Source organism: Blastococcus sp. SYSU D00669, assembly GCF_054050715.1.
In genome coordinates this window covers 131,941-146,772 of the sequence record NZ_JBJGZV010000004.1, presented here as the reverse complement: position 1 = coordinate 146,772, position 14,832 = coordinate 131,941, and the positions used below count along the sequence as shown (strand labels likewise).

Below are 14,832 nucleotides of genomic sequence, written 5' to 3'. Positions count from 1 at the left end.
TGGCACTGTGGTGAGGACCACCCTACAGCGGTGCTCCGGGGGCTCTCAGGGGAGGCCCAGGTCCCGCCGGAGCCGGGGCACGTCGACCGTGAAGTACGAGTGCTCCTGGCCGTCGAGCAGCACCACGGGCACCCGGTCGCCGTACTCGGCCTGCAGCTCCATGTCGGCGTCGACGTCGACCGTCGCGGGCACGAGCCCCGCCTCGGCGGCCACCTGCGCCAGCGTGGCCGCCGCCTCCTCGCACAGGTGGCAGCCGGCCCGGGTGAGCAGCTGCAGGCGGCTCACCCGGCCACCAGCTCCCCGCTGCCCGTGAGCCCGAGCTCCCGCAGCCGCGCCCTGCTCACCTTGCCGGTGAGCGAGTGCGGCAGCGCGGGCAGGAAGTGCACCGACGTCGGCACCTTGTAGCGGGCGAGCGACCGCGCGGCGTGCGCGACCAGCTCGTCGGCGGTCAGCTGCTGCCCCTGCTCCAGGACCACGACGGCGCGGACGGCCGACCCGGTGCGCGCGTCGGGCACGCCGATCACCGCGCTCTCGGCCACCGCGGGGTGCGCGTCGAGCACCCGCTCCACCTCGGCCGGGTAGACGTTGAAGCCGCTGACCAGCACCAGGTCGCTGCGCCGGTCGACCAGGTGCAGGTCGCCGTCGTCGTCGCGGTAGGCGAGGTCGCCGGTGGCCAGCCAGCCGTCGGCGTCCGGGCCGTCGGCGCCGTCGGGCCAGTAGCCGGCGAACAGGTTGGCGCCGCGGACGACGATCTCCCCCGGCCCCTCCTCGGCCTCCTCCCCCGGTTCGGCGTCGGCCGCTGCCTCGGAGGTGTCGCGCAGCTCGAGCTCCACCCCGGGCAGCGGCCCGCCGATGCAGTTCGGCTTGGCCCGACCGGTGGCCAGCGTGCTCGCCACCACCGGGCTGGCCTCGGTGAGCCCGTAGCCCTCCCACACGGTGACCGCGGCGCGTTCGCGCAGCGCCGTCCACACCTCGGCCGGGAGCGGGGCGGCGCCGGACGACGCCATCCGGACGGCGGCGAAGGCACGCCGCAGGGGTGCGTCGCTGCCCTCGGCGTCGGCCAGCGCGAGCCAGGCCTGGTACATCGGCGGCGCGCCGGGCACGGCGGTCACCTGCTCGCTCTCCATCAGCCGCAGCGCGGCGGCCGGGTCGAAGGTCTCCTGCAGCACCGCGCAGGCGCCGGTGGCGGCGACCAGCCCGAAGCCGGCGTTGAGCCCGTAGACGTGGAACAGCGGCAGCACCAGCAGCACGCGGTCGTCCGGCCGCACCGGCGGCGGGCTCATGGCCAGGCACTGCTCCTGGTTGGCCCGCAGCGCCGCGTGCGTCAGCATCGCGCCCCGCGGCCGGCCGGTGGTGCCGCTCGTGTAGCAGAGGAAGGCCAGGCCGGCCGGGTCCTCCGCCCGCTCCGGCGGCGGGCCGTCGGCCTCGGGCGGGCCGGGGTGGACGGTCACGCCGGCGACCGGCGGTCGCTCCTCGGGGGTGACCAGGAGCTCGGCCCCGGAGTCACCGAGCACGTGCTCGAGCTCGGGATCGGTGTAGGCGGTGTTGACCGGGACGACGACCAGCCCCGCCCGCAGCGCACCGAGCACCGCCCGCAGCCAGTCCACGCCGTTGGGGAGCTGCACCGCGACCCGCCGTCCGGGCGCCAGGCCGCGCGCGGCGTAGCCGGCGGCGGCGCGGTCGACGGCGGCGTCCAGTTCGGCCCAGCTCAGCCGCTGGTCGCCGGCGACGACCGCGGGCGCGTCGGGACGGTCCCGGGCCGCCGCCCGGACGAGCGCGGACAGCGTCGTGCGGTCGGACACGGGCATCTCCTCCGTTGGAGCTGCGTCGGCCACCCGGGCGGGCGACGAGGCGTGCATCCCGTCGGGGTGGCGTGGACGGACTGCAGCGATGTTGTCACCATGGGAGCAGCCCCGCAGCATGCGCGCCGCTGGGTCCGGACAGCGCGCGACGGGAAGAGCCGCAGGTCGGCTCGGCGGGCCGACGAGGAGGTCGATCGCCCGCATGCCGTCCCCACGCCCTCTCGACGCGGCGCGGCAGTCCGCCACGCCCGCGGCCGACGGGCGCCCGTCCCCGCTCCCGCGCCCGCGCCCCTCGCCGCGGCCGCGGCCGACGCCGTTCCCCCGGGCGAGCGCCGAGACCGCGCCGGCGTCGGCCGAGCCGAACGTCGTCGCCGACCTCGACCCGGTGGCCGACCCGGTGGCCGAGCCGGTCGTCGACGAGGACGTCGAGCAGGAGATCGCCGCGCTGGCCGACGCCGGCGCGGTGCCCGACACCGGTGGCACCGACGTCTGGGCGCTGGTCCGGGCGGCCCAGGACGGCGACGCCGAGGCGTTCGGCCGGCTCTACGACCACTACGTGACCATGATCCACCGCTACGTCTACCACCGGGTGGGCGACCGGGTGCTGGCCGAGGACGTCACCAGCGAGACGTTCGTGCGGGCGCTGCGGCGGATCGACTCGCTGTCGTTCCAGGGGCGCGACGTGGGCGCGTGGCTGGTGACGATCGCCCGCAACATCATCCGCGACCACGTGAAGAGCAGCCGGTTCCGGCTGGAGGTCACGACGGCGGACATGCGCGACGCCGACCGGGCCACCAACGGTCCGGAGGACGCCGTCCTGCAGCACCTGACGAACGCGCAGCTGCTGGCCTGCGTGCAGCAGCTGGGCAGCGAGCAGCAGGAGTGCATCGTGCTGCGCTTCCTGCACGGGCTCTCGGTCGCCGAGACCGCGGCGGTCATGGGCAAGAAGGACGGCGCGATCAAGGCGCTGCAGCACCGCGCCGTCCGGCGGCTGGCGGCCCTGCTGCCGGAGGGGCTGCTGTGACCGGTCCCGCGCGCGGTCGCGTAACCCCCCGCCCGGTGCCGTCGTTGGGCACCCTGGACGGCACCACTCCCAGCGGAGGACTCCTGTGAGCGCTCACACCGGCAGCCCGGCGGCACACCGCCGCGGCGCCGCGGCGCGCGCGCAGGAGGAGGCGCTCGTCGCCCGCCTGGCCGACCTCGGCACCGCGCTGGACGGCGAGCCCGACCCGGCTTTCCGGGAAGCCACACGGGCCCGGCTGGTCGCGATGGCGGCCGTCCGCTCCCCCGAGCCGGCCGCCCGCCGGACCCTGCGCCGGTTCGCCGGCGCCACCGCCGTCGAGACCGCCGCCGCGCGCTGGCGGGGCCGGCTCACCGCCGGGCTGGCCGGCGCGGCCGTCGCGGTGACCGCGCTCGCCGGCCTGGTCGGCGTCTCCAGCGGCGCGCAGCCGGGCGACCCGCTCTACGGGCTCAAGCGCGGCACCGAGCAGACCCAGCTCGCGCTCGCCGGCGACTCGACCCGCGGGCAGACGCTGCTCGACTTCGCCTCGATCCGCCTCGCCGAGCTCGAGCAGCTGCTCGCCGAGGGCACCACGGCGCTGCCCGCCGTCCCCGCCGAGCCCGGTGCCGGTGGCGGGACCGTGCTGGCCGCCGACGCCTCGCCGGACCTCGTGGTGGACGTGCTGCGGACCATGGACGCGCAGACCGCCGAGGGCACCGCGTGGCTGACCACCCGGTCGGTGGAGCTGCGCGACGCGGCGCCGCTCACCGACCTGCTCGACTGGGCCGCCGAGCAGTCCGCCGACCTCACCGCCCTCGCACCCGAGGTCCCCGACGGCGCCGTGGAGGCGATGGACTCCTCGCTGGCGCTGCTCACCCAGGTGAGCGCCCGCGGCACCGCGCTGCAGGAGGCGCTGGCCTGCGCCGCAGGACCGGCCGTGGCCGGGACCGACGCGCTGGGGCCGCAGCCCGCCGACTGCGTCGAGGAGACGCCGCCGCCCGCCTCGGGCGGGACCACGGGCCCCGTCCCGCCGGGCACCGCGACCCCGTCCGGCGAGCCGACCGACCAGACGGTGCCGGGTGTCCCGACGCCGACCGGCGGGACCGCGGGGAGCCCCCCGACCGGTTCCGGCAGCGGCGCGGGGAGCGGTTCGGGTAGCGGGGCCGGCGGCGGTACCGGCGGCGGCCCCGGGCCCGGGACGACGTCCCGCCCGTCGGCGCCGAGCCGGCCGACGCCCGGGCTGCCGCTGCCCTCGCTGCCCCTGCCCGGGACGGGGGGCACCTCGGCCGCGCCCGGCGGCGGGGCGGCGCCCTCGACCAGCACGAGCAGCCCGCCGGCGATCATCGACACCCCGCTGCCGGTCTGCCTGCCGCCGATCATCTGCTGACGCCCCACCTCGGCGCCGGGAGGCGCCGGTTAGGGTCGGGACAGCCGCTGGTCGAGTGGGGAGGTACCCGTGCCGCGTCTGCCGTTCCGCGGCCGCTCGGAGCGGCACCCGCTGCCCGACGCCGAGACGCGCGCCCACGTCGCCGGTGAGGCCTCGGCCGCCGCCGCCGAGGTGGAGGCGCCGCCGGCGGTGGAGCTGGACCCGACCGCGGCCGCGTTCTTCGACGTCGACAACACGATGATGATGGGCGCCTCGCTGTTCTGGTTCGCCCGTGGTCTGGCCGCGCGCAAGTACTTCACGACCAGGGACCTCGCGCGCTTCGTGTGGCAGCAGGCGAAGTTCCGCATCGCCGGCAACGAGAGCGCCGACGACATGCACACCATCCGCGAGAACGCGCTGGCCTTCGTCGCCGGGCGGCCGGTGACCGAGATCGTGCAGGCCGGCGAGGAGATCTACGACGAGCTGATGGCCGACCGCATCTGGGGCGGCACCCGGCAGCTGGCGCAGAAGCACCTGGACGCCGGTCAGCGGGTGTGGCTGGTCACCGCCACCCCGGTCGAGCTGGCGCGGATCATCGCCCACCGGCTCGGGCTCACCGGCGCGCTGGGCACGGTCGCCGAGGTCAAGGAGGGCGAGTACACCGGCCGGCTGGTCGGCGAGCTCATGCACGGCGAGGCGAAGGCCGAGGCGGTCCGGGCGCTCGCCGAGCGGGAGGGGCTCGAGCTGGAGCGGTGCACCGCCTACAGCGACTCGGCCAACGACCTGCCGATGCTCACGCTCACCGGCACCGCCGTGGCGGTCAACCCCGACACCGAGCTGCGCGCGGTCGCCCGCTCGCGGGGGTGGCAGATCCGCGACTTCCGCACCGGCCGCAAGGCGGCGAAGATCGGCGTCCCCACGCTGGCGGCGGCGGTGGTCTCCGGCGGCGTGGTGGGCGGCGCGATCGCGGTCCGGCGCAAGAACACGGTGCCGGTCCCCGTACCGGTCGTCCAGCGGCGCCGGGTCCGCCTGCCCTGGCGCTGACTACCTCCAGACGCTCCTCCGCTGGAGGAGCAGCTGGTAGATCGAGTGCTGGATGGTCTCCCGCACCTGGTCGGTGAGGTTGAAGACCAGCATCGGGTCCTCCGCGGCCGCCGGGCCGTAGGACGCCGTCTCGATCGGCGCGCCGAAGGCGATGAGCCACTTCGACGGCAGCGGCACCAGCCCGAGGGGACCGAGCAGCGGGAACGTCGGCGTGATCGGGAAGTACGGCAGGCCGAGCACGCGGGCCGCCGTCCGGGCGTTGCCGATCATCGGGAAGATCTCCTCGGCCCCGACGATCGCGCACGGGATGATCGGCACGCCGGTGCGCAGAGCCGCTGTGACGAAACCGCCCCGGCCGAACCGCTGCAGGGTGTAGCGCTCGCGGAACGGCTTGCCGATGCCCTTGAAGCCTTCCGGGAAGACGCCGACGAGCTCGCCCTCGGTGAGCAGCCGCTCGGCGTCCTCGTTGCAGGCCAGCGTGGTGCCCATCTTGCGCGACATCGTGCCGACGAAGGGCAGCTCGAAGACGAGGTCGGCGCCGAGCAGCCGCAGCCGGCGCTGGGCGGGGTGGTCGTCGTGCAGCGCCACCGTCGCCATCAGCGCGTCGACCGGCAGCGTGCCGGAGTGGTTGGCCACCACCAGCGCGCCCCCGGTCGCGGGCACGTGCTCCAGCCCCTGCGTCTCGACCCGGAAGTACTTGGAGAACAGCGGCCGCAGCAGCGGCAGCAGCAGGTGGTCGGTGAGGTCGGGGTCGAAGCCGAACTCGTCGGTCTCGTAGTCGCCGGTCACCCGCCGGCGGAGGAACTCGATGCCCCCGGCGACCTGCTGCTCCCAGGTGGGCGCGGGCGACGGCGGCGGGGTGCGCGGCTCGTCGTCGTCCGGCCGGAGCGGGATGACGCGTGCCTCAGGCATCGCGCACCGCCCGCAGTCCGGGCGCCGGGGGTGGCGGCCGGAGCCGGTCACCGACCGCGGAGGCGCCGTTCCCCACGCGCTCGACCAGCCCGCGGGCGCGGGCGGCCGCCGCGCCGACGAGCTCCGGTGCGACGACCGGTGGGACCGTGCGCGCGTAGTCGGCCAGCGCGTCGGCCGTCGTGTACCGCGGGGTGTAGCCGAACCGGGTGCGCAGCACGGTCGTGTCGACGACGCGGCCGAAGTTGAGGAAGCGCATCTGCTCCGGGGAGTAGTCGACGAAGCCGAACCGCCGCGAGAAGCGGCCCACCGAGCCGAGGGCGGGTGAGGGGATCGGCACCTGGATGCGGCCGAGCCGCCGGATGCACTGGGAGAGCAGCAGCGTGCCCTCGCCGCCGACGTTCACCGTGCCGGTGAAGCCGCCGGTCGTCGCGCGGGTGAGGACGGCGAGCGCGTCGTCCTCGTGCAGCAGCTGCACGCGGGCGTCGTAGCCGAGCGCGGTGGGCACCAGCGGCATGCGGAAGAACCCGGTGAGCAACGAGTCGATCCGCGGGCCGATGAAGTTGGTGAACCGCAGCATCGCGACGTCGACGTCGGGACGGCGCCGGGCGAAGGACCGCACGTAGCCCTCGATGTCGACGCTGTCGCGGGCGAAGCCGCCGGACGGGACGCGGCGGGCCTGCATCGTCTCGGTGAAGACCGCGGGGTCGCGCGAGGACGCCCCGTACACCGCGCTGGTGGACTTGAGCACGAACCGGCGCACCGAGGCCGCCCGCTGGCAGGCGGCCAGGAGCTGCATCGTCCCGATGACGTTGAGCTCCTTCATCAGCCCGCGCCCGCCGGCACCGGCGGGGGTGGAGCTGATGTTCATGTGCACGACCGTGTCGACCGACGCGTTCGCGATGACCTTGCCGATCAGCGGGTTGCGGATGTCGGCGCGCACGAACTCGGTGCGCCCGAGCCGGCGGAGCACCTCGGCGGACGGCGGGACGGTGTCCACGCCGATGACCCGTTCGATGGACGGGTCGGCGGCGAGCTCGGCCGCCAGGGCACCGCCCAGCCACCGGCTCACGCCGGTGACGAGGACGACCGCGGGCGGCACGAGCGTCAGCGCCCTTACTTCTTGTTGCGTCGCTGGACGCGGGTCTTCTTCAGCAGCTTGCGGTGCTTCTTCTTCGCCATCCGCTTGCGCCGCTTCTTGATGACCGAACCCATGGCCTGTGCTCCCGACGTCGTTCGTCGCACGGCACTCCGGGCGACGGCCGGGTGGCCGTGCCGGGCACCGCGCAGGTGATCAGCTCGTACGCGACGACTCCGCTGTGGAGTCGGGTCGTCGCTGGCCGCCCGAGCTTACCGGCCGTCCCGCGGCGACGCTGCCGCGGGCGGAGCCGGACCACGACGAAGGGGGAAGGACTTCGACCCCCGTGCTGGCACTGGTGAGGTTCTGGAACGGCCTCGCTGCAGGGCCCCGCCGCGAGCGTGCGAGCGGTGGGGGGCAGCGCGGTCCTTCCTCAGGCGATGTCGGTGTAGGCGTCGCGCAGGTAGTCCTGGACGGCGCGCTCCGGCACGCGGAACGAGCGGCCGACGCGGACGGCGGAGAGCTCGCCGGCGTGCACGAGGCGGTACACGGTCATCTTGGACACGCGCATCATGGCGGCGACCTCGGCGACGGTCAGGAAGGTCACGGCCGAGCGCTGCGCGGGGACGACCGGACGGCCGACGGGCATGGCGGCGGGGTGCGCGGCGGGCACGGGGCGGGCGACGGCGGCGGCCATCGGGCGGCCGACCGGGCGCGGACCCGGGACACCGGGGCGGGCGGCGAACTGAGCGGCGGAAGCAGCGGCGTGACGCTGGGGCATGGTCATGTTCTTCGTCTCCGGACCTAGCGCGTGTCGTCGAGCCGGCTTCCCCACCGACTACGCGGCACGCACGCGCTGACACAGAGAGTAGGGGGACTTCCGTGACAGAAGCGAGACAAGAAACGGACAGGGAGAACGCTCGGTCCTCGGCAGATTTCTACCTATGTCGGTCTGTCGACATGGTGTCAGGCGTGTCGCAGCGACCCGAGGTGCTCCTGTGACTGGCTGTTGATCAGAAGTCGCCGGTGCCGGCGGTCAACGGCGGCCCGCCGGCCCCTCGCCGCTCTCCCGTCCCAGCTCCACCGACCGGGCGTGGGCGGCCTCGATCGCCGCGATCAGGGCGGCCCGGACGCCGTGCCGCTCCAGCTCGCGGATCGCCGCGATCGTCGTCCCGCCGGGGCTGGTCACGGCCTCCCGCAGCTGGACGGGGTGCTCGCCGGAGTCGCGCAGCATGACCGCCGCGCCCAGGGCGGTCTGCACGATGAGGTCGGCGGCCACCGCCCGCGGCAGGCCGAGCAGGATCCCGGCGTCGATCATGGCCTCGACCAGGTAGAAGAAGTACGCCGGACCGCTGCCGGACAGCGCGGTGACGGCGTCCTGCTGGGCCTCCGGGACCCGCCGCACCCGGCCGACGGCGGCCAGCAGCGCCTCGGCCTCGTCCAGGTGCTCCTCCCCGGCGTGCGCGCCGGCCGAGAGCACGCTCATGCCCTCGTCGACCAGGGCCGGGGTGTTCGGCATGACCCGCACCACCGGCGTGCCCGGCGGCAGCGCCGCCTCGATGGTCGTCGTCGGCACGCCGGCCGCCACCGACACGACGAGGTGCCGCGCCGGGTCGACGTGCTCGGCGAGCAGGCCGAGCAGCGCGCCGATGTCCTGGGGCTTCACCGCGAGCAGCAGCGTGCGCGCCCGGCCCGCGGCGTCGGCGAGGTCGACGGCCGGGACGCTGTAGCGGCCCTCCAGCTCGGCGGCGCGCTCCGCGCTGCGCTCGCAGACGACGATGCCGTCGGGTCCGCTGCGCCGGATCAGCCCCGACAGCAGCGCCTCGCCGATCTTCCCGCCCCCGACGATGGCCAGCCCCGCGGTCACGCCCGGCCCCCCACCCGGCGCGCCAGGACGGTGAGGGCACCGGCGCCGGAGGGCACGCCCACCCGGACCCGGTTCCCGGCGGCGACCAGCCGCCGCTGCTCGTCGGTGCGGACTCCCCAGGGCATGACGTGCTCCCAGCTGTCGGGCGCGCGGCCGTTCCAGGCCGCACGCTCCCCCGCGATCGCCAGCAGGCGGGGGTCGGAAGTGGCGACGCCCGGCGACCCGGCGCCGGACATCAGGACGTTGAGGCAGCGCACGAACGCCAGGTCCGTGGCCGCTCCGCGGCCCCCGACGAGCCGGACCCGCCGGTCGGCCAGCGCCCGGCAGCGGTCCTCGGCCCCCGGCTCGCGGGCCGGCACGACGACCACGGCGGTCGGCAGCTCCGCGGCCAGGGCCGCGACGTCGTCCGCGGGGCCTTCGAGCGCGACGCCCAGCCCGGCGGTCCCGGCGGCGGTCGCCAGCGCCTGCGCACGGGCGGCGCCGAGCCGGGGGACCGACAGGGTCAGGTCGCAGGAGGCGGCCAGTCCGGCGTCCGCCGTCCGGGAGATCAGCGCGCCGAGTTCGGCCTCGTCGTCCCCGGGGCCCTCGGCCACGTGCTCGAGCGCCACCAGCCGGCCCGAGCTGACCAGCTCGCCGGCCGCGCGCAGGGCGTCGTCGACCGTCGGCCCGGCGACGAACCGGCCGGCGACGGAGCGGCCCAGCAGGCGGCGCACGCCGGGCCGGGTCATCAGGGGCACGAGGAGAACCGTAGTGCTCAGAGCGTGTGTGCCTGCTCGGAGGCCGGGGTAGCCGCGCCCGCATGGCAGGAGAACTGGACGGGGTGAAGGTGGCCGTCCTCGCGACCGACGGCGTCGAGCAGGTCGAGCTCGACCGGCCGTGGCAGGCGCTCGAGGAGGCCGGGGCGGAACCGGAGCTGGTGTCGTTCGAGGCCGGGACGATCACCGCCTACGACCACATCGACAAGGCCGACCGCAAGGAGGTCCACGCCACCCTGGGCGACGCCGACCCCGACGACTACGCGGCGCTCGTGCTGCCGGGCGGGGTCATCAACGGGGACTTCGTGCGCGCCGACAGCGACGCCGTGGCGTTCGTGAAGGCCTTCTTCGACGCCGGCAAGCCGGTGGCGGCGATCTGCCACGCGCCCTGGGTGCTGGCCGAGGCCGACGTCGTCCGGGGCCGGCGGATGACCTCGTGGCCGTCGTTGCGCACCGACCTGCGCAACGCCGGTGCGAACTGGGTCGACGAGGAGCTCGTCGTCGACGGCAACCTGATCACCAGCCGCAAGCCCGACGACCTCGACGCGTTCTGCGCCGCGATCGTCGAGGAGTTCGCCGACCGGACGGCCGACGAGGCGGTCGACGCCTAGCCGGTCGCCAGCAGCGCCGCAGCCGGGGCGACGGTGAGCAGCACCCCGGCGAAGACGAGGACGGCGAGCAGCTTCGGGCCGACGGGGTCGCGCGACATCTTGTGCCGGTAGGCACCGACGCCGGCCACCAGCCCGGTGACCGCGAGCGGCGCCACCAGGACGGCGAGGTGCGGCAGGGTCTCCCAGATCACCGTGAAGAGGAAGTAGATGCCGACCCCGGCGGCCAGGGCGATCACCAGCTCGCCGCCGAAGCGGGCCCACGCGAGCGCGCTCTCCTTGGGGGTGCCGTCCAGGTCCGCGGCGTCGGCCTCGTCGGTGACGACGGGGATCGGCCCCGTCGACGGGTTGTCGTCGAGCGGCTCGGCCGGCGGCGGCACCCGGCGCTCCTCGAGCGACGGCGCCGCCGGCTCGCGGCGCTCGCCGACCCGGCCGGTCGAGCGGTCGTCGTCCGCCCGGCGGTCGCCGGCGCGCCGGTCGGGGCGCGGCTCGACGGCCCGCCGGTCGCCGACCCGGCCGGTCGACCGGTCGTCGTCGACCGGGCGGTCGGCGACCCGGCCCGTGGACCGGTCGCCGTCGGGACGGCGGTCCTCGAGCCGGCGGTCGGCGAGCCGGCGGTCGCCCTGGCGGCGCTCGCCGACGCGGCCGGTGGAGCGGTCGTCGTCCGGCCGCCGGTCGGCCTGGCGGCGGTCGCCACCGGCACCGCGCTGGTCGCCGGCCCGCCGGTCGCGCACCGCACCGGTCTGCGCGGCGGCGCCGGGCACCTCGGGCTTGCCGGAGGGGCGGACACCGGGGATGGCCGCGGTCTGCGGATCGGCCGGCGCGGACGCCGCGATGCGCAGGTCGCCCGCGCGCCGGCCGTAGGGCCGCCCGCCGACCCGGCCGGTGTCGGAGGCCTCCTCCGCCTCGACGCGGCGCTGCCGGATGCCGGTGTCGTCGGGGTCGTCCACCCTCCGCCGCCGCTGGCCGCGGGTCGGGGACTCGATGCCGGCCTCCCGGAGGATCTCCGCGAGGGAACGGCCCCCGGTCTCGGGGTCCCGCCGTGGTTCGGCCATCACGCCCCTTCCAACGAGTCGAGTCGACGCAGGATGACACCTTCGCGCAGCGCCCACGGGCAGATCCGCACCGACGGCACGTCGAGCGCCCGCATCGCCGCCTGCGCGACGACCGCGCCGGCCGGGATCTGGTGGGCGCGGTCGGGCGAGACGCCGGGCAGCTCGGCGAGCGCGCCGGACTCGATGCGCGACACGAACCCGACCAGCTGGCCGAGACCGGTGAGCGTGAGCCGGCGGTCGACCTGCAGCCCCGCCGAGTAGGGCGCGGCGCCGTTCAGGCGGGCCAGCGTGCGGAAGGTCTTGCTGGTGGCCGCCACCAGGTCGGGGGCGCCGAGGGCGCTCAGCTTGCGGGCGGCCGGCTCGATCAGCCGCTCGGCGTGCTCGTCGAGGGCGCGCAGCGCCTTGAGGTCGGGCCGCCCGCCGGAGCGGGCCTCGGGCAGGAACTTCCGGGTCATCCGCCCCGCGCCCAGCGGCAGGGAGAGCGCGACCTCGGGCTCCTCGTCCACCCCGCCGGCGAGCTCCAGCGACCCGCCGCCGATGTCGAGGACGAGCAGCCGGCCGGCACTCCAGCCGAACCACCGGCGGACGGCGAGGAAGGTCAGCCGGGCCTCGTCCTCGCCGCTGAGGACCGTGAGGTCGACACCGGTCTGCTTCCTGACCCGGTCGAGCACCTCCAGGCCGTTCTCGGCCTCGCGGATCGCCGAGGTGACCAGGGCCATGAAGTCCTCGCAGCCCTGCTTCTCGGCCTGGTCGCAGGCCTTCTGCACCGCCCGGACCAGGGCCTTCTCCCCCGCCTTGGACAGCTTGTCGTCCTTGCCGACGTGCTCGGCCAGCCGCAGCAGCTCGCGGTCGTCGTGCATCGGGGTCGGGTGCGCGCCCGCGTGGGCGTCGACCACGAGCAGGTGCACCGTGTTCGACCCGACGTCCAGGACTCCCAACCGCATGGTCACAGTCTGCCCGGTCGCGATCACCCGCACCGACCGGACACGGATCGGGCGGCGCCTAGGCTGGCGGGGTGTCCGACGAGCCGCCGCCCGAGGTGCCGCTCGACTTCGCGCGCGAGTGGGTGACGTTCCCCGACCCCGCCGACCCGGAGCACGTCGTCCGCGCCGACCTCACCTGGCTCACCTCCGCCTGGACCTGCATCTTCGGCCGCGGCTGCGCCGGCGTCGTCCCCGGCCGGCCGGACGACGGCTGCTGCAGCCACGGCGCGTTCTTCACCGAGGAGGACGACCTGCTGCGGGTCACCGCCGCGGTGGCCGACCTCACCGACGACGACTGGCAGCTCGCGCCCGTCGGCCGCGGGAACTGGACCGAGCAGGACGACGCCGAGGACGGGGTGGCCCCCGACGAGGCCGACGGCGTCCGCTCGCTGCGCACCCGCGTGGTCGACGGCGCCTGCGTCTTCCTCAACCGCCCGGGCCACCCCGGCGGCACCGGCTGCGCGCTGCACCGCATGGCGCTGCGCACCGGACTGCACCCGATGACCACCAAGCCCGACGTCTGCTGGCAGCTGCCGGTGCGCCGCGAGCAGGAGCACGTCGAGCGCCCCGACGGCACCAGGGTCCTGGTGACGACGATCGGCGAGTTCGACCGCCGCGGCTGGGGTCCCGGCGGGCACGACCTGCACTGGTGGTGCACCGGCTCGCCGGCCGCGCACGTCTCCCCCGAGCCGCTCGTGCTCACCTACGAGGCCGAGCTCACCGGGCTGATCGGCGGCCCGGCCTACGAGGAGCTACGCCGGCTGGCCGAGGCCCGCCTCGACGCCGGCCTCGTCGCGCCGCACCCGGCCAGCCCCGAGCCGGTGCTCGTCGAGCTGCACCGGCGCCGTCCCGGCGGCTGAGCCGCTGGGCGCACCCACCGCGCGGAAGGTCTGCCGGTAGGCCCGCGGCGAGACGCCCCGCCGGCGGGTGAACTGCTCGCGCAGCCCGGCCGCGGTGCCGAAGCCGACCAGGCGGGCGATCTCCTCCACCGGCGCGTCCGTGTTCTCCAGCAGCTCCTCGGCCGCGGCCAGCCGCTGGCCGAGCAGCCAGGCGTGCGGGGTGGTGCCGGTCGTGGCCTTGAACCGGCGGGCGAAGCTCCGCGGGCTCATGAGCGCCCGCCGGGCCAGCAGCTCCACGCTGATGTCCTCGGCCAGGTGGCCGGTCGCCCACTCGAGGACGGAGCCGAGCAGGTCGTCGGCGCAGGCCGGGACGGGTGCGTCGATGAACTGCGCCTGCCCGCCGTCGCGGTGCGGGGGCACGACCATCTCGCGGGCCAGCGCGTTCGCCGCGGCGGCCCCCCACTCGCGCCGCACCAGGTGCAGCAGCGTGTCCACCCCGGCCGCGGTGCCCGCGCCGGTGATGACCGAGCCGTTGTCGACGTAGAGCACCGCCGGGTCGACGTCCAGCTCCGGGAAGCGGGCGGCCAGCTCGCCGGCGTAGCGCCAGTGCGTGGTCACCCGGAGCCCGCCGAGCAGCCCGGCGGCGGCGAGCACGAAGACACCCGTGCAGTGGCTGATCAGCTGCGCGCCCCGGGCGTGCGCGCGGCGCAGCGCGTCGAGCATCGCGTCCGAGGGCACGTGCTCGAACAGCTCCCACGCGGTGATGAGCACGATGTCGGACCGGTCGATGCGCTCCAGCCCGTGCTCGACCACGACGCCCAGGCCGGTGTCGGTGCGCAGGATGCCCGGCACCTCGGCCACCAGCCCGAAGTCGAACCGGGGCAGCCCGAGGTGCCGGCGGTCGTAGGCGAACACCTCGTGGCAGACGCCGAGGCCGAAGCTGCCGACGAGGCCGTCGGCGAGGACGACGCTGACCACGAGGGGACGGTCCGGGACGGTCATGCCGACAGTGTGGCAGAAACCATGCGATAGCGGTCAGTCCTGCCACTCGTGCGGACCACGGCGCCGCAGCAGGCTGTCCGCATGTTGCTGATCGCCTGCCCCGTCACCGGCCGCGACGAGCTGATCTCCGCGCTGCAGATCCGCGGGATCGCCAACCACGCCGACCACATCGCCGTCACCGTCGCGTGCCCCTGCGGCGAGACGCACGTCCACCGCACCGGCCGGCGCTGGGCCGAGGCCACCCCGGTCGTCCCGGCTCGGGAGGCGGCGGAGCTCGTCCCGGCGTAGAATCGAACACATGAGCGAACCGCAGCAGGACCGCACCGCGGAGAAGGACCCGTCCGACTGGGTGACCGGGGACGAACCGGCCACCGGCGCCCAGAAGAGCTACCTGCAGACCCTCGCCCGCGAGGCGGGCGAGGACGTGCCCGAGGAGCTGACCAAGGCCGACGCCTCGCGGAAGATCGACGAGCTGCAGGACGAGACGGGCCGCGGGCAGTAGCCCCCGTCGGGGCTCCCCGAGG

18 protein-coding genes are annotated in these 14,832 nt (G+C 75.8%); 7 read left to right on the top strand and 11 right to left on the bottom strand.

The features are described from left to right. Positions 1-45: 45 nt before the first annotated feature. Both ACI8AF_RS05235 and ACI8AF_RS05230 read right to left on the bottom strand, forming a co-directional pair. On the bottom strand, positions 46-285 hold the full coding sequence (locus ACI8AF_RS05235; RefSeq protein ID WP_456538613.1) for a glutaredoxin family protein: 240 nt from the start codon (positions 283-285) through the stop codon (positions 46-48). After that, positions 282-1,808 (bottom strand): AMP-binding protein, encoded by a 1,527-nt coding sequence (locus ACI8AF_RS05230; protein WP_456538612.1) that lies wholly within the window; start codon positions 1,806-1,808, stop codon positions 282-284. Before ACI8AF_RS05230 ends, ACI8AF_RS05235 begins: the two co-directional genes overlap by 4 nt. A 196-nt stretch (positions 1,809-2,004) precedes the next feature. Between ACI8AF_RS05230 and ACI8AF_RS05225 the strand changes: the two genes are divergently transcribed. The 3 genes from ACI8AF_RS05225 to ACI8AF_RS05215 all read left to right on the top strand — a co-directional run bounded on the left by ACI8AF_RS05225 (position 2,005) and on the right by ACI8AF_RS05215 (position 5,212). Then, positions 2,005-2,826, top strand: coding sequence for a sigma-70 family RNA polymerase sigma factor (locus ACI8AF_RS05225; RefSeq protein ID WP_456538611.1), 822 nt, complete (start codon positions 2,005-2,007; stop codon positions 2,824-2,826). Positions 2,827-2,911: 85 nt separating this feature from the next. After that, positions 2,912-4,189 carry a DUF5667 domain-containing protein gene (locus ACI8AF_RS05220; protein WP_456538610.1) on the top strand — a complete coding sequence of 426 codons (1,278 nt, stop codon included), beginning with the start codon at positions 2,912-2,914 and terminating at the stop codon, positions 4,187-4,189. Positions 4,190-4,258: 69 nt separating this feature from the next. Next, on the top strand, positions 4,259-5,212 hold the full coding sequence (locus ACI8AF_RS05215) for an HAD family hydrolase (protein WP_456538609.1): 954 nt from the start codon (positions 4,259-4,261) through the stop codon (positions 5,210-5,212). Here the strand turns inward: ACI8AF_RS05215 and ACI8AF_RS05210 are convergent, their stop codons facing one another. The 6 genes from ACI8AF_RS05210 to ACI8AF_RS05185 form a co-directional block, all read right to left on the bottom strand. Next, positions 5,213-6,124 (bottom strand): lysophospholipid acyltransferase family protein, encoded by a 912-nt coding sequence (locus ACI8AF_RS05210; protein ID WP_456538608.1) that lies wholly within the window; start codon positions 6,122-6,124, stop codon positions 5,213-5,215. Continuing rightward, positions 6,117-7,223 carry an NAD-dependent epimerase/dehydratase family protein gene (locus tag ACI8AF_RS05205; protein ID WP_456538607.1) on the bottom strand — a complete coding sequence of 369 codons (1,107 nt, stop codon included), beginning with the start codon at positions 7,221-7,223 and terminating at the stop codon, positions 6,117-6,119. Before ACI8AF_RS05205 ends, ACI8AF_RS05210 begins: the two co-directional genes overlap by 8 nt. A gap of 14 nt (positions 7,224-7,237) precedes the next feature. Further along, on the bottom strand, positions 7,238-7,336 hold the full coding sequence (locus ACI8AF_RS05200) for a 30S ribosomal protein bS22 (RefSeq protein ID WP_012854759.1): 99 nt from the start codon (positions 7,334-7,336) through the stop codon (positions 7,238-7,240). 296 nt (positions 7,337-7,632) lie between these two features. After that, positions 7,633-7,980, bottom strand: a complete 348-nt coding sequence (locus ACI8AF_RS05195) for a helix-turn-helix domain-containing protein (RefSeq protein ID WP_456538606.1) — start codon at positions 7,978-7,980, stop codon at positions 7,633-7,635. A 255-nt stretch (positions 7,981-8,235) separates the two neighbouring features. After that, on the bottom strand, positions 8,236-9,066 hold the full coding sequence (proC, locus tag ACI8AF_RS05190) for a pyrroline-5-carboxylate reductase (RefSeq protein ID WP_456538605.1): 831 nt from the start codon (positions 9,064-9,066) through the stop codon (positions 8,236-8,238). Next, positions 9,063-9,803 carry a hypothetical protein gene (locus ACI8AF_RS05185; protein WP_456538604.1) on the bottom strand — a complete coding sequence of 247 codons (741 nt, stop codon included), beginning with the start codon at positions 9,801-9,803 and terminating at the stop codon, positions 9,063-9,065. Before ACI8AF_RS05185 ends, proC begins: the two co-directional genes overlap by 4 nt. Positions 9,804-9,865: 62 nt before the next feature. On the opposite strand from ACI8AF_RS05185, the gene ACI8AF_RS05180 reads away from it, so the two are divergent. Continuing rightward, positions 9,866-10,432 carry a type 1 glutamine amidotransferase domain-containing protein gene (locus ACI8AF_RS05180; RefSeq protein WP_456538603.1) on the top strand — a complete coding sequence of 189 codons (567 nt, stop codon included), beginning with the start codon at positions 9,866-9,868 and terminating at the stop codon, positions 10,430-10,432. Here ACI8AF_RS05180 and ACI8AF_RS05175 read toward each other — a convergent pair. Beyond that, positions 10,429-11,484, bottom strand: a complete 1,056-nt coding sequence (locus ACI8AF_RS05175) for a hypothetical protein (protein WP_456538602.1) — start codon at positions 11,482-11,484, stop codon at positions 10,429-10,431. The genes ACI8AF_RS05180 and ACI8AF_RS05175 overlap by 4 nt on opposite strands. Continuing rightward, positions 11,484-12,428: a Ppx/GppA phosphatase family protein gene (locus ACI8AF_RS05170; protein ID WP_456538601.1), complete on the bottom strand. Its 945-nt coding sequence runs from the start codon at positions 12,426-12,428 to the stop codon at positions 11,484-11,486. The genes ACI8AF_RS05175 and ACI8AF_RS05170 overlap by 1 nt, the downstream gene beginning before the upstream one ends. Positions 12,429-12,499: 71 nt before the next feature. Between ACI8AF_RS05170 and ACI8AF_RS05165 the strand changes: the two genes are divergently transcribed. Beyond that, entirely contained in the window at positions 12,500-13,327 is an 828-nt protein-coding gene (locus ACI8AF_RS05165) for a hypothetical protein (protein WP_456538600.1), read from the top strand. Here ACI8AF_RS05165 and ACI8AF_RS05160 read toward each other — a convergent pair. Next, on the bottom strand, positions 13,220-14,308 hold the full coding sequence (locus ACI8AF_RS05160) for a helix-turn-helix domain-containing protein (RefSeq protein ID WP_456538599.1): 1,089 nt from the start codon (positions 14,306-14,308) through the stop codon (positions 13,220-13,222). The two genes, ACI8AF_RS05165 and ACI8AF_RS05160, sit on opposite strands and share 108 nt — an antisense overlap. 81 nt (positions 14,309-14,389) lie before the next feature. Between ACI8AF_RS05160 and ACI8AF_RS05155 the strand changes: the two genes are divergently transcribed. Together ACI8AF_RS05155 and ACI8AF_RS05150 are read left to right on the top strand one after the other, a co-directional pair. After that, the gene (locus ACI8AF_RS05155) at positions 14,390-14,596 is read left to right on the top strand and encodes a hypothetical protein (RefSeq protein WP_456538598.1); all 207 of its coding nucleotides are present in this window, start codon (positions 14,390-14,392) and stop codon (positions 14,594-14,596) included. Between the two features lie 10 nt (positions 14,597-14,606). Further along, complete coding sequence (locus tag ACI8AF_RS05150) at positions 14,607-14,810, top strand: DUF3072 domain-containing protein (RefSeq protein WP_456538597.1); 204 nt, start codon at positions 14,607-14,609, stop codon at positions 14,808-14,810. Positions 14,811-14,832: the final 22 nt, after the last annotated feature.